Here is a 23,281-nt window from a genome sequence, read left to right as displayed (position 1 = left end):
ACAACTCATTTACTATAAACGAAAATGATAAGTTGTTATAGAATAGCTATTCATTGATTACTCATATCTGTTCTGTGAGTCGTATTGCCTGGGGATATCCATGGATCAAACAAATATTATTCGCGACCTTCTTCGTTGGATAGATGACAATCTTGATAAACCATTATCATTGGATAATGTTGCCGCTAGAGCGGGTTACTCAAAGTGGCATTTACAGAGAATGTTCAAGGATGTGACCGACCAAGCAATTGGTGCTTATATTCGCGCTAGACGCTTATCTCGTGCCGCAGTTGCGTTACGTTTAACTAGCCGTCCCATCCTTGATATTGCATTACAGTATCGGTTTGACTCACAACAAACTTTCACACGCGCATTCAAGAAACAGTTTAATCTCACACCAGCATTTTATCGCCGTACCGAAGAATGGTGCGCAACAGGCATCTGCCCTCCAATTGTTTTAGATGACCATTCACCTCTTGATTATGAATTTATCACCATGGAAGAGCAACCACTGGTTGGCTTAGAACAAAGTTGTTCTTATGTGCTTGAAGAATGGTCAACAGCCTGTTCCCAAATGCGTCAATCTTTCTGGCGGTACTATTTAGAGCACACCACCCATGTGGCTTCAGAAGTGTTCGGTTTGCACCATGCCATTCATAGTTCAGAAAAAGATGATGAGCAAACGGTGTTTTATACCACTGCGGTTAAACCTGAAGATGCTAGCTTTAGTAATACCGAATATAGCCATGTCACCATTCCTGCAGGTGAGTACGTGAAATTTAACTATCACGGAGAAGCCACGAGAGAACGAATGCAAGAGTTCCTATACCATGTTTATGGGGTTTACTTGCCAAAACTGAATCTGACTCGTCGCCCTGGTTATGACGTTGAGCACTATAAAATTAAAAATGTGGAACATCATGTGAGCGCTGATGCGGATCCAAGAACTCATATTGATACATTTAGCTATTATGTTCCGATTAAAAAGCCTGAAATTCATTAAATCTTTATAAAATTTCACTCGCACGAAAAAAAGGCGCTTCATGAATTGAAACGCCTTTTTTATTTATTCGATTTTTAACCTTGCTGTTCATCAAGGGCGGGTTGCGAAAGATGGGTCACTTCTCCTGCCGTTTCGACAATCCAACCATTCGCTAGCCATGGGCTATTTTGGTAATCCACACGAGATAATGAACAATTGCGCAGACGTAAGCGACGTGGAGAATTTGCAGGTACGCCTAAGATACGGCTTAGCAATGTACTGAGTGCAAGACCATGGCTAACTAATAATGGTCGACTTCCCTCAGGCAAATCTAAGCAGCTATTGAGTGCTGCAAACATACGCATGAAGAGCTCGTCCATGGATTCACCATCAGGAATTCGACCACCTTCAGCGCCATTTATCAGGCTTTGACGCCATTGTTCTTCCTGTTCAGATAACGAGCCTATCTCTCGCTGTTCTAAAACGCCCATATTTAATTCACGCAGGCGCGGTTCTGTGATAATTTCACACCCGCACACTTGCGCAATAATTTGTGCAGTTTCTCGTGTGCGTCCCATATCACTAGTGATAATATGGGTAATACCTTCGGATTTAACCCGTTGAGCGACCTGCATTGCCTGTTGGCGACCAAGTGTCGTCAAAGGGCTATCGGATTGTCCCTGTATGCGACGAGCAACGTTCCATTCAGTTTCGCCATGGCGAACAAGATAAACCTGTAACATAGATGTGTTCCGTTATTACTGTACAAAGTATGTGTTCAAAGGAAAATAATTAATGTACCAAGTTATAGCTGCAACGACGAATCCAGCCAAAATTAAAGCGATTCATCTTGCTTTCGATGCCGTTTTTGGGCCTGGCAGTTATCAAATTGAAGATATTAATGTCGATAGCAGTGTTCCACAGCAACCTATCGGTAATAATGAAACCCGTACAGGAGCAAGACAACGTGTGATGGCATCACGCCAAGTACGCCCAGAAGCTGACTTTTGGGTGGGTATTGAGGCGGGTGTTGAAGATGACATGACATTTGCATGGATTGTGATTGAGCATCATCAAATCCGTGGAGAATCCCGTTCCGCCAGCATTATGATCCCAGAAAAAGTTCTTGCAGGGATCCGTGAGGGTCGTGAACTGGGAGATGAAATGGCTGATCTCACTGGTATTGATAATATCAAGCAACAAGGCGGTGCAATTGGCTTTTTCACCAATGGCGTATTAACGCGCACCAGCGTTTATCAACAAGCATTAATATTGGCTTTAGTTCCTATCAAACACGAAATTTATAAAGAGCTAAATCACATAGAAGACTAATTATACTCAAAACAATCTAAAATGCATGTAGGGCGCTTAGCAATAAGAGCCCTACATGTAGCACTTTGAAAAAATTATAAAAACTACAATAGCTTAGATTCCAGCCACTCTTTTACCGGAATAGGAGCTGACTTCAAACTGTTTGAACCACGAGTAATGGTGGCAATACCAACACCCAGCTCATTTTTCAATTCGCGTTGGCTCATTTTTCCACGCATTAATTCTTGTACAATTCTTACGCGTGTTCCTAATGCCGTCCGTTCATCCGGTGTCAGTAATAATTGAAGAATTGAATCCTGTATATTTTGCTCAAAAGCCATTTGCAGCAGTTCCACAAAACGTTGCCAATCCGCGTTCTCATCGGCGGTTAATGCCGGATCTGATTTATATTCTACAGTCATCATCCTACCCTTCCATACTATTAAACTAGTACAAATAATAGCACAGAACACTATTACTCCTAATGAAAAATACACAGCCCATCTTATCGATGGTCAATCGCGCCACTCGATAAGATGGTACATCACACGGATCAGTACTTCATATTCCATTCTGACGCAGAGAGTACATTACCTTTCTCACCTAAGAAATGTTTATAAAACAAATCGTAAGAGAGCACATTTTTCACATAACCACGGGTTTCTGCAAACGGAATACTTTCCACAAAAGCCACCGCATCAATACGCCCTGCACTGTTGCCTAACCAGCGCGTGACTCGAGATGGTCCCGCATTGTAAGCAGCACTCGCTAGAATACGGTTATTGCCAAATTGTTGATAAACATCGTCTAAATACGCAGTACCTAGCTCAATATTCATCACCGGGTTGGTCAATTGCCCTACATTTACATAGCCGCTGATCCCTTGCTTTTGCGCCGTATGTTTTGCGGTCGCAGGCATTAACTGCATTAAGCCCGTCGCACCCACAGGCGATTGCGCTTGTGGATTCCATGCACTTTCTTGGCGAGCGATCGCCATTGCATAGCTTTTTTGGATCATTTTACTGCGGGTGTAATTATCAAACTGTTTTTCCCACGCAAGAGGGAAACGCTCTTCAAGATGATCCCACAACTTCGCTGTGATCGTCGCTTGAACACTAAGATCAGCCCATTTATTGTCGAATGCATAACGAGCCAGCTGCTCTTGTTGATTCGTGGACATTGAAGAGACTAAGTTGATCCACTCAGAGCGAGCAAGGTTATCCATCTCCCAATACATTAGCTCTCGAATACGTTGAATTTGCGGCATGTTGCGAATACTTTCATCGGGTTTCACCGCTTTGTTCACCATGACCGGATAGTCCATTTTTAGTTGCTGGGCCGCAACCATTGGATAGAATCCGCGCTTCGAGGTTAACTCACGCAATATGGCTTCCCCTTCTGCGGTTTTGCCCTGATCAATTAACGTGATAGCCTGCCAATATTGCCACTCTTCTTTATTTTTCACTTCATTTGGCAATTGTCTCAGCCATGAAGCCAAACCTGTTTTATCCCCTTCTCCCAGAGCTAAACGCACTCGACGCTCTTTTAAGGCTGCGGAGTTAGTTTCTCGGATCACCTCGTCACGCCACATTACCTGTTCTGGGGTTACATCAACGCCCATATACTGCCAAGCAACGCTGTCTTTCATTTGCTGGTTTTCTGCCATATTCATTTTCTGGGCAGAACTGATCCCCGCTAATGCAGAACGAGCGGCATCAGGAGATTGACGTGCATAACGGCTAAATCCAGCTAATGTTGCTTGACGTGTAAAATCAGTTGGCGTCAGAATTTTAGCAAACGTGACCACTGTTGAAGGGTCATTTTGCAGTTTCACAAGTGCATCAGAAATAGTTTTGTAGCTACTTGGTAAGCGCTTCGCAAGGTAAGTTGCCGTTGACGTGTTACCGTCTTTGATAGCAAGGTGAATACGCGCCAAAATCATATCCGTTGAAAGATATCCGGCTTTTTCCCATTCAGTAAATAGCTTATCGCACGCCGTAGGCATGGAATTACCATTCAGCCATAATTTTTCAGCACCTTGCCACGCGACCTGTTTATTTCCCGTCGCCCAATTGGCAAAATAGAAATTACATTGTGCTTCCGTTGGCTGTGGCGGTTCAGGGCTAAATGACAATAATGATGCCCACTCTTGGCGACGAGCTAACTCATTCACGAACCGACTTTTTAAGGTTTTAGCGACTGGCAATGTTGGATAAGCATTGATAAATTCTTGCGCTTGTCTTGGCGAGATAATATCTAAATCTTGAGACAACTCGCGATATTCCAGATATGGATACAACGGATAATCACGTAAAGTTGGCATTAAGCGTTCGACTTCATCCATTTTATTGGCATCCCAAGCAAGTTTAATTGCTTGATAACGTTCACGTTGTGCCTGTAAAGAATCCGCCCAAACTGCTGTAGAGACTAACAACATTGTTACCGGAACCGCCGCTAACCAACCTTTCATATTTATTCGCTCCATCGCTTAAATCTTGTTAGAGATTGACCTCAAACATACATAAAGCATTTATTAGATACATCAATAATGTTAATGCTACCTAAAGTTTTCAGCCAGCGACAGAGGAGATTTCTTGAAATGGTTGGGTTTACAATCTTTTACTTATTCGATTCGTTAACCCTGACAACACGGATAACCTAGACCAGCCTAGGGGCGATCGGGTATAGGCCTCTGCCGACTTCCCCTAAAATAAGATAATTATAATTAGATTTTCTGCCCTACTATTGCAAAAGTCATATTCAAGAAGCAGGTTTGACAGAAACTCAGATAGTGAATATTTAAAACTTGTTGAGCTTGGCATGTTAGAAAATTCAAAGTCGAAATATCTCAGTTAAAGTAGGGAGGCAGAGTTATTTATTATCTTTTCATTTTTATTGAACAAAATTAAATTTTGTAATGATAATCATTTTCACTTATAGGTGTTATATGTAATATTTATTTATGTTTTTTCGACAAACTAAGAGTGGATTTGTATATGAATTTTAGTTGTAAGCCTAATGTATTAATGTTCAGTATTGTGCTAATTCCTTTCTTTACAAATGCATACTCGATGCATAAAGGAGATTCGTTTGGATTTATCCCTTCTATTGCGGTACAGGATGCCGCTACATCCGCATTAATAGAAAACATTACTGGTAAAAACATCTACGCAGCTTATGCAATTGGCTTAATAAAAAATAATAAAAACAACAAAGTATCTCAACACTTATGTAATGGACAGGATGAAGTTATAAATACGGCCTTAATTGGAGGGTGCTCGTTAGTTGAACCCGATTCATTTACTTTATTAGAGACTAAGCATTTCATAAATAAAAACGGTGAGATGGTAGAAATTGATGTTCATGATCCTAATACAATTATAACTCCCACAATGAGAGTAACAGTCAAATATATCACTGAACTAAATCCTCTAATTCGGAAAAACAATTGTAATGACTATCGCATCAATGACACACCAACCTCTTGTTTTGTTTTCAAAATAGCACCTTTTATTTTTGATAATTTACAACAAAGAGAATTAGTCATTAATGCCATGGAAAACCCTTGTGCATTTTTGACCTCAGTTGAAGATGCAAAAAAATTTACCAACTTAAAATATCCATACATTTCATACTTAGGCAGAACAGGAGGTGAGGCACGTTACATTCTAGATTGTGATACAAAAAATCCAGAAACTTACTCGTCGATTGTAGATGAAAAGATGCAATCAATATTACTTATTCGCAATAAAAAATAAGGATATCTTAACAAAAATGATGAAATTTACGCTTCATTGCGCATATGGGTAAATCATCAAATGGACGGCATATCTCATGCAGGTGAAATATATACGTTGCAAGAATTAGGTGTTGAGCGAATTAATACAGATTTCGACATTGTTGATTTTATTGATGAAAATAGCAACCTTATTGGCGAACGTTCTACAGCTATTATAAATGGTATCGAATGTGAAATGTCTGAGGTTTACTTCACTTATCTTTAATACCATTACTTCATATATTGGGGTCTAGCCGTTTGCAGTTCAGATCCCATCAATTATCATCCCCACCCTACTCAACACCTATTTCGAGCCTTTTGTTATATGTAATAATCGACATCAATAATGAATTAATATTGATTGCATGATGAGGTGATAGCCCCCTGAATTGTCATCACTTGCATGGGAAGTTATTGACATAAAGGCAGGAACAATTACAGTTAGACGCAATTACTTTTGAGTGGCTCGTTTTACACACTTTCGCTTTTGGAATCTCACTATTCGCCTTGAATTTATGAGTTCTTACAAAGTGAATAACCGAGCGATGCAATTAAAAATTATGTTATAAAACAAAAGGTAAATAAATTGGCTCAATACGTTTACAGTATGTATCGAGTGGGAAAAGTGGTTCCCCCGAAACGTCATATTTTAAAAAACATCTCTCTGAGCTTCTTCCCTGGGGCGAAAATTGGTGTTTTAGGTCTCAACGGTGCAGGTAAATCCACATTACTGCGCATCATGGCTGGCATTGATACTGAGATTGAAGGGGAAGCACGCCCTCAACCGGGTATTAAAATCGGTTATCTGCCACAAGAACCAAAACTGAATTTGGAACATACCGTTCGTGAAGCCGTTGAAGAAGCGGTTAGCGAAGTTAAGAACGCCTTAACTCGCTTAGACGAAGTGTATGCGCAATACGCCGATCCAGACGCTGACTTTGACAAGCTGGCGAAAATCCAAGGCGAGCTAGAAGCGATTATTGCCGCACAAGATGGCCATAATTTAGATAACCAACTGGAACGTGCTGCTGATGCACTGCGCCTGCCAGCTTGGGATGCGATTATCGGAAACCTCTCTGGGGGTGAACGCCGCCGTGTGGCTATCTGCCGCCTGCTGCTGGAAAAACCAGACATGCTGCTGCTCGACGAACCAACCAACCACTTGGATGCTGAATCCGTTGCTTGGTTAGAGCGCTTCCTGCACGACTACGAAGGCACCGTTGTGGCGATCACCCATGACCGTTACTTCCTCGATAACGTCGCTGGCTGGATCCTTGAACTTGACCGTGGTGAAGGTATTCCATGGGAAGGTAACTACTCTTCTTGGTTGGAACAAAAAGATGAGCGTCTGGCGCAAGAAGCGTCAACTGAAGCGGCTCGTCGTAAGTCTATCGAGAAAGAACTTGAGTGGATCCGTCAAAACCCGAAAGGTCGTCAATCGAAAGGTAAAGCACGTCTGGCTCGCTTTGAAGAGCTTAATAGCGTGGAATATCAAAAACGTAACGAAACCAGCGAACTGTTTATCCCACCTGGACCACGTTTAGGTGACAAAGTTATCGAAGTGGAAAACCTGAGCAAGTCTTATGGTGATCGCGTACTGATCGATAATCTGAATTTCTCTATTCCGAAGGGTGCTATCGTGGGGATCATCGGTCCAAACGGTGCGGGTAAATCCACACTGTTCCGTATGATCTCCGGTCAAGAGCAGCCAGATTCAGGCTCAATCACCTTAGGTGATACCGTGAAGATTGCCTCTGTTGATCAGTTCCGTGATGCGATGGATGACAGCAAAACCGTATGGGAAGAAATCTCTAACGGTCAAGACATCATGCGTATCGGTAACTTTGAGATCCCAAGCCGTGCCTACGTAGGTCGCTTTAACTTTAAAGGCGTTGACCAAGGTAAACGTGTGGGTGAGCTGTCTGGTGGTGAGCGTGGTCGTTTACACCTAGCAAAACTGCTGCAAGTTGGCGGCAACGTTCTGCTGCTCGATGAACCAACTAACGACCTCGACGTTGAAACCTTACGTGCACTGGAAAACGCCCTGTTAGAATTCCCTGGCTGTGCAATGGTCATCTCCCATGACCGTTGGTTCCTTGACCGTATCGCAACGCACATCATTGATTATCAAGATGAAGGTAACATTACCTTCTTCGAAGGTAACTTCTCTGAATACGAAGATTATAAGAAACGCACTTTAGGTGCGGATGCGCTGCAACCACACCGCATCAAGTACAAAAAGATGACCAAATAGTCGGATTGGACGATATTAAAATGGCACCCTAGGGTGCCATTTTTTATGCAGAAATTGAGTCGTCCAGCATCAATAATTGCTGAACTAAAGAAACACACTCTAAAAAACGCGAATCGTAGTCTGATGACTCAACATGCATAAATTCAATGCTATTTTTCTTCAGCATTTCAATCAACAGCGTCTGAAACTCCATGCGGTCTTTATCGCTGCCTAAACTTCTCAGCCCATCAGCCACCCAAGGTGTATTGTTCTCAAGTACAATCACCAGATCGAAACGATACTCATCAATCAACGCCTGCACGAAAGGATGCTCTTTACCTTCATAACGTAAGCAAAATGCCTGCGTGGTAACAAAATCAGTATCAATAAATGCCACTTTGTTTGCATATTTCACTGCAAAATCAATATATTGAGCGTGTCCTAGTGCAATCTTATCGTAGTCTGAATATTGTAACGCCATTTCATCGCCACCCAGGTGGCTAAACACATAATCGCGCCCATATTCCCACGCACTGGTGGTATTGAAGATATTCGCTAGCTTATTAACAAGCGTCGACTTCCCACTTGATTCACCGCCTAAGATTGCCACTTTGCGCACAAAGAATGGCTTAACTTCCGTTGGAATATATTCCCAATAGCGAAAAGGTGCTTGGCGAATTTGGTTGCCACTAATATTCATAAACGTGCGCTCAGGATCGATAAGAATGGTTTCGATCCCAAGGTGTTTCTTATAGCGGTGCACATCGTGAGGCTCACCGGAATAGATAAAGCTAGGGTTGATGTTATGCTTTTTCATGAAGCCTTTCATGCCTTCACTCCACACTTCCCAACCGTGAGGATAGGGTTCGATCCCTTGCTCATCAAATGAATGAATATGAATATTTTTCTGATACTTAAAGGTTTGCAGCAACCAGCGCAGACGATCGCTCACCGTTGGCTGTTGTGACATGGAACTGTTCACGAACAGGTCTTTATCCCGAGGCTCATCATGACAGAGGATAACGTGCAGTTCATCCACTTGGCTACATGCGCGCTGAATAAGGTAGATATGCCCAGTATGCAGAGGGTAAAATTTACCGAAGACAACACCGATAGTTTTTGACTGGATAGGATATTCCAACCCTAAAAAACGATGGAGCGCCGCGATTTTTTGTGCACTAGGGCTTTTAATTTTGTCATTAATTAACTGGCTGAGATAGCCCTTGGTCATCTCTGTTGCATCCGCGACTTGCTGTAATGTGTAACCAGCATTTTTGATGGCACTCTTTAGATACTCAAATTCAGCCATATTATTTATCCTTTCGCTTTTAAGTCCCTTTTAGCAGGGAACCTTTTCTCTCGCTATCTCATCATTATCTAAATGATTCAAAACTCATCCATGACGCTTAACGCATCCGCTAATTTCTTCACACCATACACTTTCATATCGGCAGGTAACTTTTTCGGCATATTCGCATGAGGAACAATGGCGCGTTTGAAGCCATGTTTTGCCGCTTCAGAGATACGTTCTTGCCCACTCGGTACAGGGCGAATTTCGCCTGCCAGCCCCACTTCGCCGAATACGACGAGATCACGGGGTAATGGGCGATCACGAAAACTTGAAACCAACGATAATAGCAGCGCGAGGTCGGCACTGGTTTCGGTGACTTTAACACCACCCACTACGTTAACAAATACATCTTGGTCAGACATTTGCAATCCGCCATGGCGATGCAGTACCGCCAGCAAAATAGCTAAACGGTTCTGTTCTAAACCAACCGCAACACGGCGTGGATTGGACATCATGGAGTGATCAACCAGTGCTTGAATCTCCACCAACAGTGGGCGAGTTCCTTCCCATACCACCATCACGGAGCTTCCCGATGTGATTTCATCTCCACGACTTAAGAAAATTGCCGATGGGTTACTCACCTCTTTTAGACCCTGTTCGGTCATAGCAAATACCCCAAGCTCATTCACCGCCCCAAAGCGGTTTTTGTGGCTACGTAAGGTACGAAAACGGTTATCTGCATCACCATCGAGCATGATGGAACAGTCAATACAGTGCTCAAGCACTTTAGGTCCCGCGAGTGAACCATCTTTTGTAACGTGACCCACCATAATAATCGCCACACCGCGAGTTTTGGCGAAGCGCGTTAAATAGGCGGCGGTTTCACGAACTTGCGCCACACTACCCGGTGAGGATTGAATGTCTGCCATGTGCATAACTTGGATAGAATCGATCACCATCAACTTGGGCTGTTCTTGTTCCGCTGTCAGGCAGATTTGTTCAATGCTAGTTTCTGACAACATATTGAGTGTATCGGTGGGTAACCCTAATCGATGGGCACGCATTGCCACTTGCTGCAATGATTCCTCCCCTGTGACATAGAGGGTTTTCATGTCTCGTGATAGCAAACACATGGTTTGCAGCAGCAAAGTACTTTTACCTGCACCTGGGTTCCCCCCAATGAGGATGGCGCTACCCGGTACAACCCCGCCACCCAGCACTCGGTCAAACTCTTTAAAACCGGTGGTAAAGCGCGGTAATTCTTCAAGGCTAATCTCCGACAGTTTTTGGACCTTACTCACGCCTGCAGCATTGCCGGCATAGCCCGTCAGCCTATCGGTACGAGCCGCTGCCGTCGATGCCAAGCGCACTTCCGTAATGGTATTCCATGCATTACAGGCACTACATTGCCCTTGCCAGCGCGGATAATCCGCCCCACACTCATTACACACAAATGCTCTTTTTGCACCTTTCGCCACAGCCACTCCTTAATCACCCAATAAAAAACACCAAACTCGTTAATTATCTATATCTTTGACTTTCTTTTTCTTAAATTCGTTGGTTTATATCTTCCACAAATTTTCTAAATAGTTCGGCGTTGTTGGTAGGCGGCAATTGAGGGTATTCCTAAGAGCATACACAAGTATGTGACTAGGATAGCCGAAAGCAGCCAACACCCCTACAACCCGAAATATGACGAAATTCCACCCATTTTCTAAATAGTTCGCGCTACGACTAGGCGGCAAGTGAGGATATCTCGGGGAGCATACACAAGTATGTGACCCGAGTAGCCGAAAGCAGCCAACAACGTCGTAGCGTGAAATATGACGAAAATTAGCGCTCTTCGTGCTTGAGCCCCCCACTGAGGACGCACAGGACACCCATCAGATCCGCATGCTTGATCCCAACCTTTGCCCTTGCATAGACTTTTGGCTTCGCATGATATGCAATGCCTAACCCTGCTTTTCTGAGCATTTTCAGGTCGTTTGCACCATCGCCGATAGCAACTGTTTGTTCTATAGGAATGTTTAGCTTTTCCGCTAATTTGACGAGGGTTTGCGCTTTATATTTTGCATCAACAATCGCCCCTTTCACTTTACCTGTCAGTTTGCCATTTTTGACTTCGAGTTGGTTGGCAACCGCAGCAACTAGCTTTAATCGCTGACGCAGGTTATCGGCAAAGAAAGTAAATCCACCAGAGGCAATTGCAATATGCCAGTCCATCGCTTGCAACTTGCGCACTAAGCTAGTGAGACCCGGCATTAGCGGTAAAGTTTCGAGGACTTGGTCAAGAATGGCTGCATCGGCACCTTCTAGCAGTGCCACACGAGCCCGCAGACTTTCGGTGAAATCGAGCTCCCCTTGCATGGCGCGCTCGGTCACATCTGCAACTTGATCGCCAACACCGGCAAGACGGGCAATTTCATCGATACATTCGATTTGAATCGCAGTTGAGTCCATGTCCATGAGTAAGATCCCAGGGGAACGTAGACGCGGAATTTTCCCTAATGGCACAACATCAAGCTGGCTTTCATCTGCCAATTTTTTGATCCGCGGCGTGATGCTACCGGCAATGCGTACAACTTGGTAATCATCGATGCGCCAAGAGGAAACGATCACTATCGCAATCCCTAAACGCTGTTGGAAATCACTAATTCGCGCTTTATCTAAACCGCGACCATATAACAGCCACCCAGTGTCCCCTGCACGATAATCTAATGGCATCACTTCTTCACCACTTAATGACAGTGGTAAACCCGGCCATTTTTGAATTTCATCAGGCAGATAACAATAGGTCAAACTCGTTGGCATGAAAATTAGCTCCTGTAGTGGACACAACTTTTTTTTATAATGTATACCCTGTATAAAATTACTATACTTAAATTTTCCAGCAAGTTAACGCTTCATGACTTGGCTTATTGCTATAAAACAGACAAAGAGCACGATGATTTCTATGAAACTCCCTTTTAGACTGCACAAAACCGTTATTGTCATTGTTTGTATTGCATTAATCACCTTCTTAATGCATGGGGTTTCATATTTAGGTTATAGCCAAAGCCAAAGCCGGTTAGAACAACTTAAGCAATTAACTCAAGTACTCGCTGAGCAAGTGGCTTTCAGCTTATCTGATTATATGGTTCCCGGCAGCAAAGATTTTAATTTAGAGCGAATTAATGCCAATTTAAATCATCTCGCGAAAGACCAATATATTTTGGATGCCAGTTTATATACTGCGGCAGGGACGTTAGTCACACAAGTTGGAGAAAGCACCACCGTCAAAGAACGACTTTCCCTTGAAGGCAACACGGGACTACAGAATTTTCACTACCAATTAGTGATCCCAGTCCAAGGCGCTAAAGAACCTAATGGTTATTTACGTCTTACCATTGATACCGAATCGCTCACTACAGACCTTCAACAAGCGGATAACACCACCAATATTATGCGGGTGTTCATTCTATTATCTTTATGTATTGGGTTTATTTTGGCGAATACCCTGATGCGCTTGAAGAAAAAGAAAGGTCAGCAACAGCCGTTAATCGTTGAACCCGTGGAAAGTGAAGAAGAAAGTGAATTACTGCTCCAAAGCAGCAAAGGGGCAACGGATTCTCGAAGCCCCTCCATCAAACCACCACGTGCAAAAAGGCGTAAAGTGCCTAGCCCCCATCGACCAAGAAGGGTCGCTCGTAAATTTTCAGCAAAATAGTAAATTCTATCTAGATCGACGTAGTATCAAACACGATCGGCGCAATAAGCTCCACTTTACCATTTGCAAGCAAGGATTCAGGTGGCATTGGAAACGGTGCCGCACGTTGGATAGTTGCGAGTGCTTCTTTATCCAGGATCTTCGTACCCGATGAATTAACCAAGCTCGCGCTGACTAACTGCCCTTGATTATCCACGATAATTTTGACCTGTGAAACACCCGTTGAACGAAAGCGCAATGCAGCACGAGGATAGCGCTTTGCCTTAGCTAAACGTTGATGAACCTCGCTTTCCCATCCATGGTGACCACTGACAGGAGCAGCAGCACTGCTGGAAAAATTGGCGCTGCTATTGGAAGCGCTACCTGAGGTTGGAACTGAAGTAACTTCAGATTCTTGGGTAGAAGCTGGGGCTTCTTCAACCATTTTTTTCTCTTGAACAGGCTTTTTCTTCGGTGGGCGTTTTTTCTCCGTTACACGGGTTAACGTTCCATTATCAACAAGGGGTGTCTGAGGTAGTTTTTCTATTTTTTCAACCACTTCAGGCTCAACTTCTTCACGCGTTGCCATCTGTTGCTTGGGCGCATTATTCACTTCAGGCTCATTCTGCTGTTCCAGCTGATAAAGCCCTAATTGCAAAGAGATTGCAGGTGGCAAAACCCCCGTTTTTGGTAGGTTTGACGTAAACCATCCAATAAAAATCATTGCCAAGATCCCATGGAAAACAAGACTCACAAATAAACCACCCACAGGGCGAAAAATTGGGCTTCCCAGCTGCCCCACACTGCTGTTCATATTTTGCCTCACATCTTTATTTTTCGCAGATTATAGGCATAATACAAATCAAAATGATATTCATTATTATTAATAAAATAACAATAATAACTACAAGGTATTGATTTAATTTATAAAGTCAATTTGAGCTCATTATTAAACCATTTTTACTTTTGACACCAGACAATGACTATCGATAAATCCCTTGCCCGCAAGATCAGTGGGGCATATCAATCAACCTATGGTCAACTTGTGCGATTTTTCCGCAGTCGACTAGGTAATAGTAACGATGCGGATGATTTATCACAGGATGTGTTTACACTATGGCTAAACCGTAAAGCACAGGATCCTGTGAAGGAGAACCGTGCTTATTTGTTCAAAATTGCCAGCAATGTGCTGATTGACCATTGGCGACGCAATCATCAACAGAGCCAGTCCCATACCTCGATTGATGAAGTATCCCATGAGCAAAATTTTGAACAAACCACGGCAGATCCGAGTGAAATTTTAGAGCACCAGCAGCGAATTGCTCGGCTAAGTGAGGCCATTGATCTTTTGCCCCCACGTCGCAGAGAAGCTTTTTTGCTGTATCGCTTTGATGGGTTATCTCAAAGTGAGATTGCTGAGCGTATGGAAATCTCCATCAGTATGGTGGAAAAGCATATTGCCGCAGCATTAGTGCATTGTAAGAAACATCTTGACGACCAGAGCAAGTATCCCTAATGGCAGAGAATCAAACCCAGCAGCCTGATAATACCCCGTTAGTCGAGCAACAACGCATTGACGAAGAGGCGGCACTGTGGTTTACGCGCATGCACAGTCAGCAACTTAGTGATCAACAATCTCAAGCATTTAAAGTTTGGCTACGAGCATCAAAAGCACATGCAGATGCCTATGAGGCAATGGCGAGCATTTGGCAAGATATTGAAAAAGTTCCACGCCCGGCACCGACCAAAACCACGACATCAACGTTCAGATTATCATCATTTTGGAAACCACTCGGTCATGTTGTTGCCGCCTGTTTTATTGCGGTAGTTTTGTTCTTACCTTATAGCCAGCTGCCATCCATGCTATTGAACAATATGACATTAGTTTCGACGGATTCAACCAAAGAAGTGACGTTATCTGATGGCTCTGTGCTATTTCTCAATCGTGATACCCGCATCCGAGTGGCGTATGAAACCCCCATCCGCCAGCTTTATCTAGACCATGGCTCCGCTTACTTTAAAGTCAAATCGAACCCTTATCGCCCATTTGTCATCAATGTGGATCAGCGACGTATTCAGGTTGTAGGAACGGAATTTGAAGTGAATAAAAAAGGCGAGCAAGTCGCGGTCAATGTCAGTCAAGGGATTGTTAGCTTTCAGAGCCTCAAAGACCAAAAACCCGTGTTATTGCTCGCAGGGCAAGGTGCATTGAGCTCAAGTATCAACAGCAAAATCGCCCTTAACTCAGTGACGCCTCAAGATGTCGCAAGATGGCGTTTCGGGGAATTAACCTTTGTGGATAAACCCCTTTCCGAGGTGCTATCCGAGTTAAAAACCTATTCCAACTTTCAGGTTGAGCTCTCTCCAAGTAGCTTAGCAAATCAAAAAATCTCTGGGCGCATCAATCTCCAGCAGCCAGATGCCTTTTTTCAGGCACTTCCAGCCCTCCTTCCTGTGCAAGTGGTGTATCAGGATAAAAATAACCTTTTGATTATCCAAAACAAAAAAAATAAATGAAAAATATTTTCATTTACAGGTGAGGATAATTCTCATTTCGCCCTCTTCTTAAGTAGCTTCATTTTTATTGACTACTTTTTAGCACGCTTTTTGTGCAGCTTAAGAATAAGGGATATCCATGGCAATTCAATTCACACTCGGTCGATTCAAGCCGATTGCGCTGTCACTGGCGGTCACCAGTGCCTTAGTCAGCCAATCTGCTATCGCCCAAGAAATCAGCTTTTCACTACCAGAGCAAGGGCTAGCAAGCACAATTGAGCAAATTAGCCGTCAAGGTCAAGTGTCACTCCTGTATGACAAAAGCCAACTGAACGGTCTGCGCGCTCCCGCCCTTTCTGGCAGCTATACCCCACAAACCGCATTACAAAAAATTCTTATTGGTAGTGGGTTAGAGCTGGTTAACGAAAACGGTATGCTGGTTATTCGCCCTCAGACTTTAAATCAAGGTACGTTAGTTCTACCTGAAACCCAAGTATCCGGCGTGGTTCAAAATCACCCTGCGATGGATGTTATGTCCGCACCGCAATACGTCACCTCAGAAGAGATCCGCCAAAAAAATACAGGTGACGGCAATATCACAGATTTAATGAAAACGAACCCCGCAGTGCAGTTTGCGAATAATGATAGCAACTCAATGAACCAAGGAGAGATCAAACCTTCGCGTATTTCGATCCATGGTTCCAGTAGCTATCAAAACGCCTATCGGCTTGATGGGATCAGCTTCAATAATGACTTTGACCCTGCTGACAGTGGCTTAGGGGAAACCGCAACGCGATTAAGCAGTAGCGATCAAGGGATTTACATCGATAGCCGTTTAATTGATAGCATGGCGGTTTACGATAACAATATTCCCGTGGAATTTGGTGGCTTTACGGGAGGCACCGTTGAAGTGAATAGCCGCCGCTGGCAAGGTGAGAATAGCGCCCATGCCTATTACCGCTTAACCCGTTCTGGTTGGAATAACCTGTTCCACGATTCAACCCAAGCTATTGATACCACCAAAAACGATACCGCCAATCCTGCTCGTTTCCAAAATCGCTACGATAAAAATGATTTTGGTGGCTGGTTTGAACTCGGAGTAACGGAAAATTCAGGCGTGGTGTTCTCGGCGTCTCGTCGTAGCTCAACCATTCCGATGACGGTGACGGGTGGCGCTGGTGCGGTCATCGAAAATGGTGAAGTTGAAATGGCGGAGTTTGCCCCCGGTTCCAAGAATCAACACAGAACATCAGATAACTACTTCCTCAAGTACTCAATTGATTTATCAGATGTTAACTCACTAGACCTCTCTGCTAACTACGCCTCGTATGAGAGCCGTCTCTTCTCTTCCTCTGTAATGAATTCAGGTTATGACTCAACGCACAATGGATTTGGTCTAACCGCCGTTTATAAGCATCAATTAAGCCTTGGGCAATTGGAACTGACTGCCAATACGCAAGATCTGAAAGATGAACGAGATAATGACCAAAAATATGCCGTGATCCTGCGTGCTGCTGTTGATAATGACTACAGCAATATGGTTGATGCAAATAGTGGTGGTTTAGGAGACCTGATTTCCCAACAAAGAAGCCAAAGTGCAAAAGCTGTTATGCGCTTTAACCCACTAGAAGATGGTTTAGGCGCAACCCATAAACCAACCGTTGGAACCGAAATCAGTTATACAAAAGGCATCTATAAACGCGACAAAGATTATCTTCAATACACCTTTACAGGAAACATTGATAAAGATGACATGTTTAATGGAATGCTATGGAACGCCGCGCGTTTTAAAGCGGGTAAATACACCGCCGATTACACCAATTATGCGCTGTTTTTAGACGACACCATTGAATATGGTCGACTCACGTTACGCCCTGGTATTCGCCTTGATCGTGATGATTTCGTTAGCCGTACCAACATTGCCCCACGTCTGACAGGAACTTATGACGTATTTGGTAATGGTAAAACCCAAATTATTGCAGGTGCCAACCGTTATTATGGGCGCTCGATGCTGAACTACGCATTATACGGCGCGCAAAATGGCGGAATGCAAACTTGCGATATGATGTCTGATGTCTGTACTGTTAACCCCAACATGAATACTTGGGAAAATAAGAAAGACTATGAAGGCTTAGACTCACTTAAAACGCCATATAACGATGAGCTGACTCTTGCACTTCAGCAAGATATTCTTTCAACAACATGGCGCTTACAGTACGTTCATCGTGAAGGTTATGATGAAGTTCGTAGCCGTACAAAAACCAAAAAACTGGATATGTACGATCCTGAAAGCAAGATCCGCGTTTTCGATAATGATGGGCGTAGCTCCCATGATACTGTGACATTGTCTGTCAACAACTCACAACCGTGGGAATGGGCAGATGCTTCTCATGTGATGACAGCATCATTAACTTGGCAACAAACAGACAGTAATACTCCAAAAGATTCTGGCTATAACTACTTTGAAGGTCGCAATGACCTGAATCTAAACAAAGTTTATTATAATGGCAAAGTCATTGATGCCTCAAAATTGCCTTCAACAAGCTTCAATTCACCTTTCAAAGTTAACTTAGAGCTCACCAGTGTTTGGGATAACTACGACCTAACTTGGTACAACCGCTTACAGTGGTGGGGCGCTAGAGATCAAGTCGTTCGTTATGGAAATGGCGATGGTACCTACACCGATCCTGAATACGGTTTAATTCGTCGATACACCGATCAACATTACTCAAGCAAGTATACATGGGATACCCGCTTAGGCTGGAAACCTGAATTTGCTTATGGTTTTGGTGTCTCTGTTGAAGTCAACAACGTCCTGAATAACAAAAACGTTGCAGATACCTTCACCTACAGCAATAGAACCATTAAGTCTTACGATCCGGGTCGTCAGTTCTGGTTACAAGTGAATTACGATTTTTAAGTAATAGCCGTGAGCAATGTCAAACACATAACCAAGAAATCGAGTCATGAAGACCATTAAACAATTTCTTTATTTAGTAAAACCTTTTTGGGGGCAGCGAGCTGCCCTTTTGTGCTGGGTGCTGCTATTTGCCTCATTAGGGCTTACCCTCTCTTCCGTGTGGTTCAATGTCAAAATGAACATGTGGAATGGCGACTTTTATAACGCGCTGCAAAAGCTGGATGGGCAAGCACTTTATGGACTACTGCAATATTTTGTGATTCTAGTCAGTGGACTGATCTTTGTGGTCGTCATGGGAAATTACCTCAAGCAAATGCTGATTATTCGCTGGCGTAAAGGCATGACTGAGCAAGTGCTCGGTCGCTGGTTATCCCAAAATAGTAAGCATTACATGCTGCGATTAACGTCCCAAGAGCCGGATAACCCAGACCAACGAATTGCGGAAGATATTCGCTTGCTGATCGAGTCGACATTGAATCTGCTTGTGACGTTTTTGCACTCTATGCTGACGTTAATCTCTTTTGCCGCCATTTTATGGACCCTATCAGGGAGCCTCTCTTTCAGCTTTGCAGGCAGTGATTGGACCGTTCCCGGCTATATGTTTTGGGCATGTATTATTTACACCATCATCGGTATCGCACTAACCCAATTGATTGGTTACCCATTACGCCGCCTCCATATGGATAAACAGCGCCGTGAAGCGGACTACCGTAGCTCGCTGATTAACTGCCGCCAGCATGGCGATGCCATTGCAGGGCAGCGCGGTGAATTACAAGATCGTAAAGAGCTGATGACTCGCTTTAGCGAAATCATCCGTAACTGGAACCAGTTGATCCGCTGTGAACGAAACTTATCATTCTATACCGTGGGCTATCAGCAAGTGACTGCCCTCGCCCCAGTGTTGTTAGCTTTACCTAAATTTTTAGCGGGCGAAATTATGTTGGGTGGATTAATGCAGCTACGCCAAGCCTTCACCAGCGTAGCGACGTCTCTGGGCTGGTTTATTTTTGCCTATAAAGAAATTGCAGCGTGGCAAGCGACCGTCGCTCGTCTGTATAACTTCGTCGTGTTACTCGAAAACGATAAAACTCCAGAGGCGAAACTTGAAGAAAACAATGCGCCATTAACCGCTGAATTACATGTATTTACGGCAGATCACCGCTCACTGCTGAATCACGTTAATTTGCAGGTGAACTCAGGAGAATTACTGCTGATCTCCGGTCGTTCGGGGATTGGTAAATCCACCTTATTACGTACTTTAAGCGGTCACTGGCCATTCTTTGATGGCAAAATCAGTCGCACGGAGCATCTGATGTGGGTTCCACAGCGTCTCTATTTGCCAATTAGCCGTTTAGATAACTTACTGAGTTATCCGCAAGATGCCTGCAAATTTACCCCTACGGAGCTAAAACATGCCCTCACTCTCGTTGGGCTAGAGAAACTCCATCGACAACTCGCACTAGAAACTGATTGGAATAACCGGCTTTCTGGCGGTGAACAGCAGCGAATTATGTTTGCACGACTGCTGCTTAACCAACCTAAATTAATGCTATTGGATGAAATGACATCCGCCCTTGATGAACCAAGTGCCCTAGCATTACTGCAAATGCTGAAAGCTCAACTCCCGACAAGCAGCATTGTGTTAGTCAGCCATCAAAGCTTTGTTGACCAATTAGCGGATAAGCATCTGCGTCTATCTGAAACCACGCGGAATACGCCATTCATGACAGGAACCCCTGAATATGCTTCGTAAAATCACATTAGCAGCCTTCGTGGCAGTCCTTTTAGGCGGCTGTGTTAGCAGTGCGTCTCTACAATCTGATGAGCAGAAATTACTGCCAGTGCGTCAAGATTTACAGCATTATCAGCTCGATAATGGGCTACAAGTTTACCTGCTACAGCGTAATCAACCGGGTGTTGAGCTGCGTTTGTTAGTCAATGCGGGTTCATTACAAGAAACAGAACAGCAATTAGGTTTAGCCCACTTTACGGAGCACATGGCATTTAAAGGAACGCAACATTTTCCGGGCACGACAGGGTTTAAACAACTTGAACAACAAGGGCTAAAACTGGGTAGCCATGTCAATGCCATAACGAGTCTGAATAGCACGCTGTATAAGCTCTCCCTCCCTAACGCAACGCCAGCTCAAACCCGTACAGGATTGCAAGTCATGGCGGATTGGGCTGCCAATATGACTTTCGATGCCGACGCATTTGAAAAAGAGCGCCCTGTCATTATTGAAGAATGGCGTTTACGCCAAGGCATGGGCTATCGTATTAATGACAGCCTCGAGAAACTACGCTATCACGGCAGCCGTTATGTGGAGCGCAATCCCATTGGCTCCCTTGATGTGGTTCGCCAAGCACCCATTGAGCAAGCCAAAGCTTACTATAAAACGTGGTACCAACCTCAACGTATGAGTTTACTGGTTATTGGTGATTTCAACTCTTCAGCCGTGCGCGAGGATGTAAAAACCTTATTCGCATTACCTAAGCCAGACAAAATTTCCCAAGATGCACCTGAATGGAAGCGCTTTGCTGATTCCAAGAACATGTTAGTTCAAGGAGTTTTCGATAAGGAACAGGGAGCACGATACGTACAGTTTGCATTACAAAAAAATGTCTCTGCACCGCTGAATACACGCCAAGGTCAAACTGACGATCTGATGGATAATTTATGGCTAGCCATCTTAAACCAACGTTTCTCAGTCATGGTTGATAATGGCATTCTGCCGTCCATTAGTATTAATGAGCAAGGCTCCATGCTGGATAACCAACGTCTTCAGCAATTAATGATCATCCATCCAAAAGGAAATGATTATACCGGTGCAACCGAAGTGCTATTTACTGAATTACAGCGCCTTGCGACTGAACCAGTGACTGAGCAAGAATTAAATACCGCAAAACAAGCCATGTTGGCAAAACTGAGCCAACAAGCAGGTTCCGAGCAGCGTTACAGCAATGAGTATCTTGCAGGTCAACTCACCACGGCCCTTGAATATGAGATGCCGATGTGGAACAAACGCCAACAGCTGGATAATAGCTACCAATTAACGAAAGGCATCAAACCGCAAGATCTGCAACGCCATGTGGCTAACTTATTACAAACCGCATCACCTCGCTTAGCGCTGATTGGTCCAGATACAGATGAAACTGCGGTCAATAAGCAGACCTTCAGTGAACAATGGCAGCGTATTCGCCAAACACAACCAGGCCCGTTCACGCTGCGCTCTCAAGCGATTAGCCTGAAATTACCTGTTGTAGCAAAAGGGTCTATCACTGAACAATCTTCATTGCCTATCGCTAAAACTGAACAATGGATACTCAGCAACGGCATTAAGGTGATTGTTAAAACGGATAAAAACCTGAAAGATGATATTCAATTTAACTTGCAACTGCCCGGTGGACGTTCACTTGAAACGCCACAAACCGCAGGGTTAACTGATTGGGCGATGAAGCTACCAGAAAGCAGTGGTTATGGAAATTACAGTGCTCGAGATTTAGCGTTATTGGCAAAACAAAATCAGATTAGCGTGCGCCCATATAGCGAGCTACTTAGCCATGGTTATCGTGGTAAAACTCCCGTAGATAACCTCGAAACCGCATTACAATTACTGAATTTAAAACTCACCGCGCCGCAATTTAGTGGTGAAAAGCTGGAACAACACAAACAAGCTTTTGCGCTGAACTTGTCGAAAATGCCCGTTGAGCGCACTTTCCTTGACCATATTAATCAACAAAGTTACCAACATGGTGAGCTATTGGTTATCTCCCCTGAAGGTGTTTGGAAAACCTTTACTGCCCAGCAACTTCAGCAGGCTAACCGTCAGTTACTCACTTCGACATCAGACATGACATTAGTGATCACTGGCGCGATGAATGCGCGTGAATTAAAACCCATATTGGAACAATGGGTGGCGTCTTTACCTGCTCACGATGGCAAATTAGTTTGGCGTAACCAAGGGATTATGCCGAAGATGACCAGTTTCGAACAACAGTATCCAATCAGTAGTAGCGATAAGAGTATGGTGAGTATTCAATTTGCAGCCCCAGCACAATGGTCCCAGCAAGATCAACTCGCTTTGCAGCTGATTGATACCATTGTTAGCCAGCGTCTGCGGACCGAGCTACGAGAAAAAGCCAGTGGTATCTATGCGCTGAGTTTTTCACAAATGTTAGCGAAAAAACCACAGCCCTACTATTCTGGGCGATTGAATTTTACTACTGCGCCTGAGCGCGCGTCTGAGATGGTGGCACTTGCACGGAATACCGTTGCACAGCTCCGTCAATCAGGTGTAACAGAAAAAGAATTAGCCGAAGCCAAAAATATTTGGCTGACCGAAAATGCCCAAGTCACGGATAGCTCCAGTTATTGGACTGAAGCTTTAGCTCAAGTCGCAGCGGATGATGGACAATTCCAAAAAATTGCCCAAGAGCAGAAGATCATTAATAAGCTCAATATTCAAGACATCAATCGACTGACTCAACAATATTTAGGTCAGAATCAGAAAGTGTTTATGATGACGCCTTAGTGATATAAAAACCACAGACCCGATAGTATTGGGTCTGTGGAATACCTTTTTTA

Annotated in this window: 18 protein-coding genes; 11 read left to right on the top strand and 7 right to left on the bottom strand. The window is 43.9% G+C overall.

Features of this window, described 5'->3' with window-relative positions; all coding sequences use genetic code 11:
• Positions 1-100 precede the first annotated feature (100 nt).
• On the top strand, positions 101-1,003 hold the full coding sequence (gene robA, locus PROVALCAL_RS00680) for an MDR efflux pump AcrAB transcriptional activator RobA (RefSeq protein ID WP_006657127.1): 903 nt from the start codon (positions 101-103) through the stop codon (positions 1,001-1,003).
• 74 nt (positions 1,004-1,077) lie between these two features.
• Here the strand turns inward: robA and gpmB are convergent, their stop codons facing one another.
• Complete coding sequence (gene gpmB, locus PROVALCAL_RS00675; protein ID WP_006657126.1) at positions 1,078-1,725, bottom strand: 2,3-diphosphoglycerate-dependent phosphoglycerate mutase GpmB; 648 nt, start codon at positions 1,723-1,725, stop codon at positions 1,078-1,080.
• A 52-nt stretch (positions 1,726-1,777) separates the two neighbouring features.
• On the opposite strand from gpmB, the gene yjjX reads away from it, so the two are divergent.
• A complete protein-coding gene (gene yjjX, locus PROVALCAL_RS00670) occupies positions 1,778-2,314 on the top strand; it encodes an inosine/xanthosine triphosphatase (protein ID WP_006657125.1) in 537 nt (178 codons plus the stop codon).
• Between the two features lie 83 nt (positions 2,315-2,397).
• Here yjjX and trpR read toward each other — a convergent pair whose 3' ends face one another.
• Both trpR and sltY read right to left on the bottom strand, forming a co-directional pair.
• A complete protein-coding gene (gene trpR, locus PROVALCAL_RS00665) occupies positions 2,398-2,715 on the bottom strand; it encodes a trp operon repressor (protein ID WP_006662822.1) in 318 nt (105 codons plus the stop codon).
• Between the two features lie 131 nt (positions 2,716-2,846).
• Entirely contained in the window at positions 2,847-4,763 is a 1,917-nt protein-coding gene (sltY, locus tag PROVALCAL_RS00660) for a murein transglycosylase (RefSeq protein WP_039861378.1), read from the bottom strand.
• 601 nt (positions 4,764-5,364) lie between these two features.
• Between sltY and PROVALCAL_RS00655 the strand changes: the two genes are divergently transcribed.
• The 3 genes from PROVALCAL_RS00655 (at position 5,365) to ettA (ending at position 8,325) form a co-directional block, all read left to right on the top strand.
• Entirely contained in the window at positions 5,365-6,051 is a 687-nt protein-coding gene (locus tag PROVALCAL_RS00655) for a hypothetical protein (protein WP_226890333.1), read from the top strand.
• Between the two features lie 60 nt (positions 6,052-6,111).
• Positions 6,112-6,297, top strand: coding sequence for a hypothetical protein (locus tag PROVALCAL_RS00650; protein WP_006657121.1), 186 nt, complete (start codon positions 6,112-6,114; stop codon positions 6,295-6,297).
• A 360-nt stretch (positions 6,298-6,657) separates the two neighbouring features.
• Positions 6,658-8,325: an energy-dependent translational throttle protein EttA gene (ettA, locus tag PROVALCAL_RS00645; protein ID WP_006662825.1), complete on the top strand. Its 1,668-nt coding sequence runs from the start codon at positions 6,658-6,660 to the stop codon at positions 8,323-8,325.
• A gap of 43 nt (positions 8,326-8,368) precedes the next feature.
• Here the strand turns inward: ettA and nadR are convergent, their stop codons facing one another.
• The 3 genes from nadR to serB all read right to left on the bottom strand — a co-directional run bounded on the left by nadR (position 8,369) and on the right by serB (position 12,406).
• Complete coding sequence (gene nadR / locus PROVALCAL_RS00640) at positions 8,369-9,613, bottom strand: multifunctional transcriptional regulator/nicotinamide-nucleotide adenylyltransferase/ribosylnicotinamide kinase NadR (RefSeq protein ID WP_006657119.1); 1,245 nt, start codon at positions 9,611-9,613, stop codon at positions 8,369-8,371.
• Positions 9,614-9,690: 77 nt separating this feature from the next.
• Positions 9,691-11,073, bottom strand: a complete 1,383-nt coding sequence (gene radA, locus PROVALCAL_RS00635; protein ID WP_006662827.1) for a DNA repair protein RadA — start codon at positions 11,071-11,073, stop codon at positions 9,691-9,693.
• 355 nt (positions 11,074-11,428) lie between these two features.
• Positions 11,429-12,406, bottom strand: a complete 978-nt coding sequence (gene serB, locus PROVALCAL_RS00630; RefSeq protein WP_006657117.1) for a phosphoserine phosphatase — start codon at positions 12,404-12,406, stop codon at positions 11,429-11,431.
• Between the two features lie 133 nt (positions 12,407-12,539).
• Between serB and PROVALCAL_RS00625 the strand changes: the two genes are divergently transcribed.
• Positions 12,540-13,301: an AhpA/YtjB family protein gene (locus PROVALCAL_RS00625; RefSeq protein ID WP_039861373.1), complete on the top strand. Its 762-nt coding sequence runs from the start codon at positions 12,540-12,542 to the stop codon at positions 13,299-13,301.
• Positions 13,302-13,311: 10 nt separating this feature from the next.
• Here the strand turns inward: PROVALCAL_RS00625 and PROVALCAL_RS00620 are convergent, their stop codons facing one another.
• Complete coding sequence (locus tag PROVALCAL_RS00620; RefSeq protein WP_006657115.1) at positions 13,312-14,094, bottom strand: energy transducer TonB; 783 nt, start codon at positions 14,092-14,094, stop codon at positions 13,312-13,314.
• 165 nt (positions 14,095-14,259) lie between these two features.
• Here PROVALCAL_RS00620 and PROVALCAL_RS00615 point away from each other — a divergent pair, with 165 nt between their 5' ends.
• The 5 genes from PROVALCAL_RS00615 to PROVALCAL_RS00595 all read left to right on the top strand — a co-directional run bounded on the left by PROVALCAL_RS00615 (position 14,260) and on the right by PROVALCAL_RS00595 (position 23,228).
• On the top strand, positions 14,260-14,796 hold the full coding sequence (locus tag PROVALCAL_RS00615; protein ID WP_006657114.1) for an RNA polymerase sigma factor: 537 nt from the start codon (positions 14,260-14,262) through the stop codon (positions 14,794-14,796).
• Positions 14,796-15,797, top strand: coding sequence for a FecR family protein (locus PROVALCAL_RS00610; protein ID WP_006657113.1), 1,002 nt, complete (start codon positions 14,796-14,798; stop codon positions 15,795-15,797). The genes PROVALCAL_RS00615 and PROVALCAL_RS00610 overlap by 1 nt, the downstream gene beginning before the upstream one ends.
• Positions 15,798-15,915: 118 nt before the next feature.
• On the top strand, positions 15,916-18,696 hold the full coding sequence (locus tag PROVALCAL_RS00605) for a TonB-dependent receptor (RefSeq protein WP_006657112.1): 2,781 nt from the start codon (positions 15,916-15,918) through the stop codon (positions 18,694-18,696).
• A gap of 46 nt (positions 18,697-18,742) precedes the next feature.
• Positions 18,743-20,449 carry an ABC transporter ATP-binding protein/permease gene (locus tag PROVALCAL_RS00600; RefSeq protein WP_006657111.1) on the top strand — a complete coding sequence of 569 codons (1,707 nt, stop codon included), beginning with the start codon at positions 18,743-18,745 and terminating at the stop codon, positions 20,447-20,449.
• Positions 20,439-23,228, top strand: coding sequence for a M16 family metallopeptidase (locus tag PROVALCAL_RS00595; RefSeq protein WP_006657110.1), 2,790 nt, complete (start codon positions 20,439-20,441; stop codon positions 23,226-23,228). Before PROVALCAL_RS00600 ends, PROVALCAL_RS00595 begins: the two co-directional genes overlap by 11 nt.
• Positions 23,229-23,281: the final 53 nt, after the last annotated feature.

It is taken from the genome of Providencia alcalifaciens DSM 30120, from assembly GCF_000173415.1.
Classification (GTDB): Bacteria; Pseudomonadota; Gammaproteobacteria; order Enterobacterales; family Enterobacteriaceae; genus Providencia; species Providencia alcalifaciens.
This window is presented reverse-complemented; position numbering and strand designations above follow the sequence as displayed.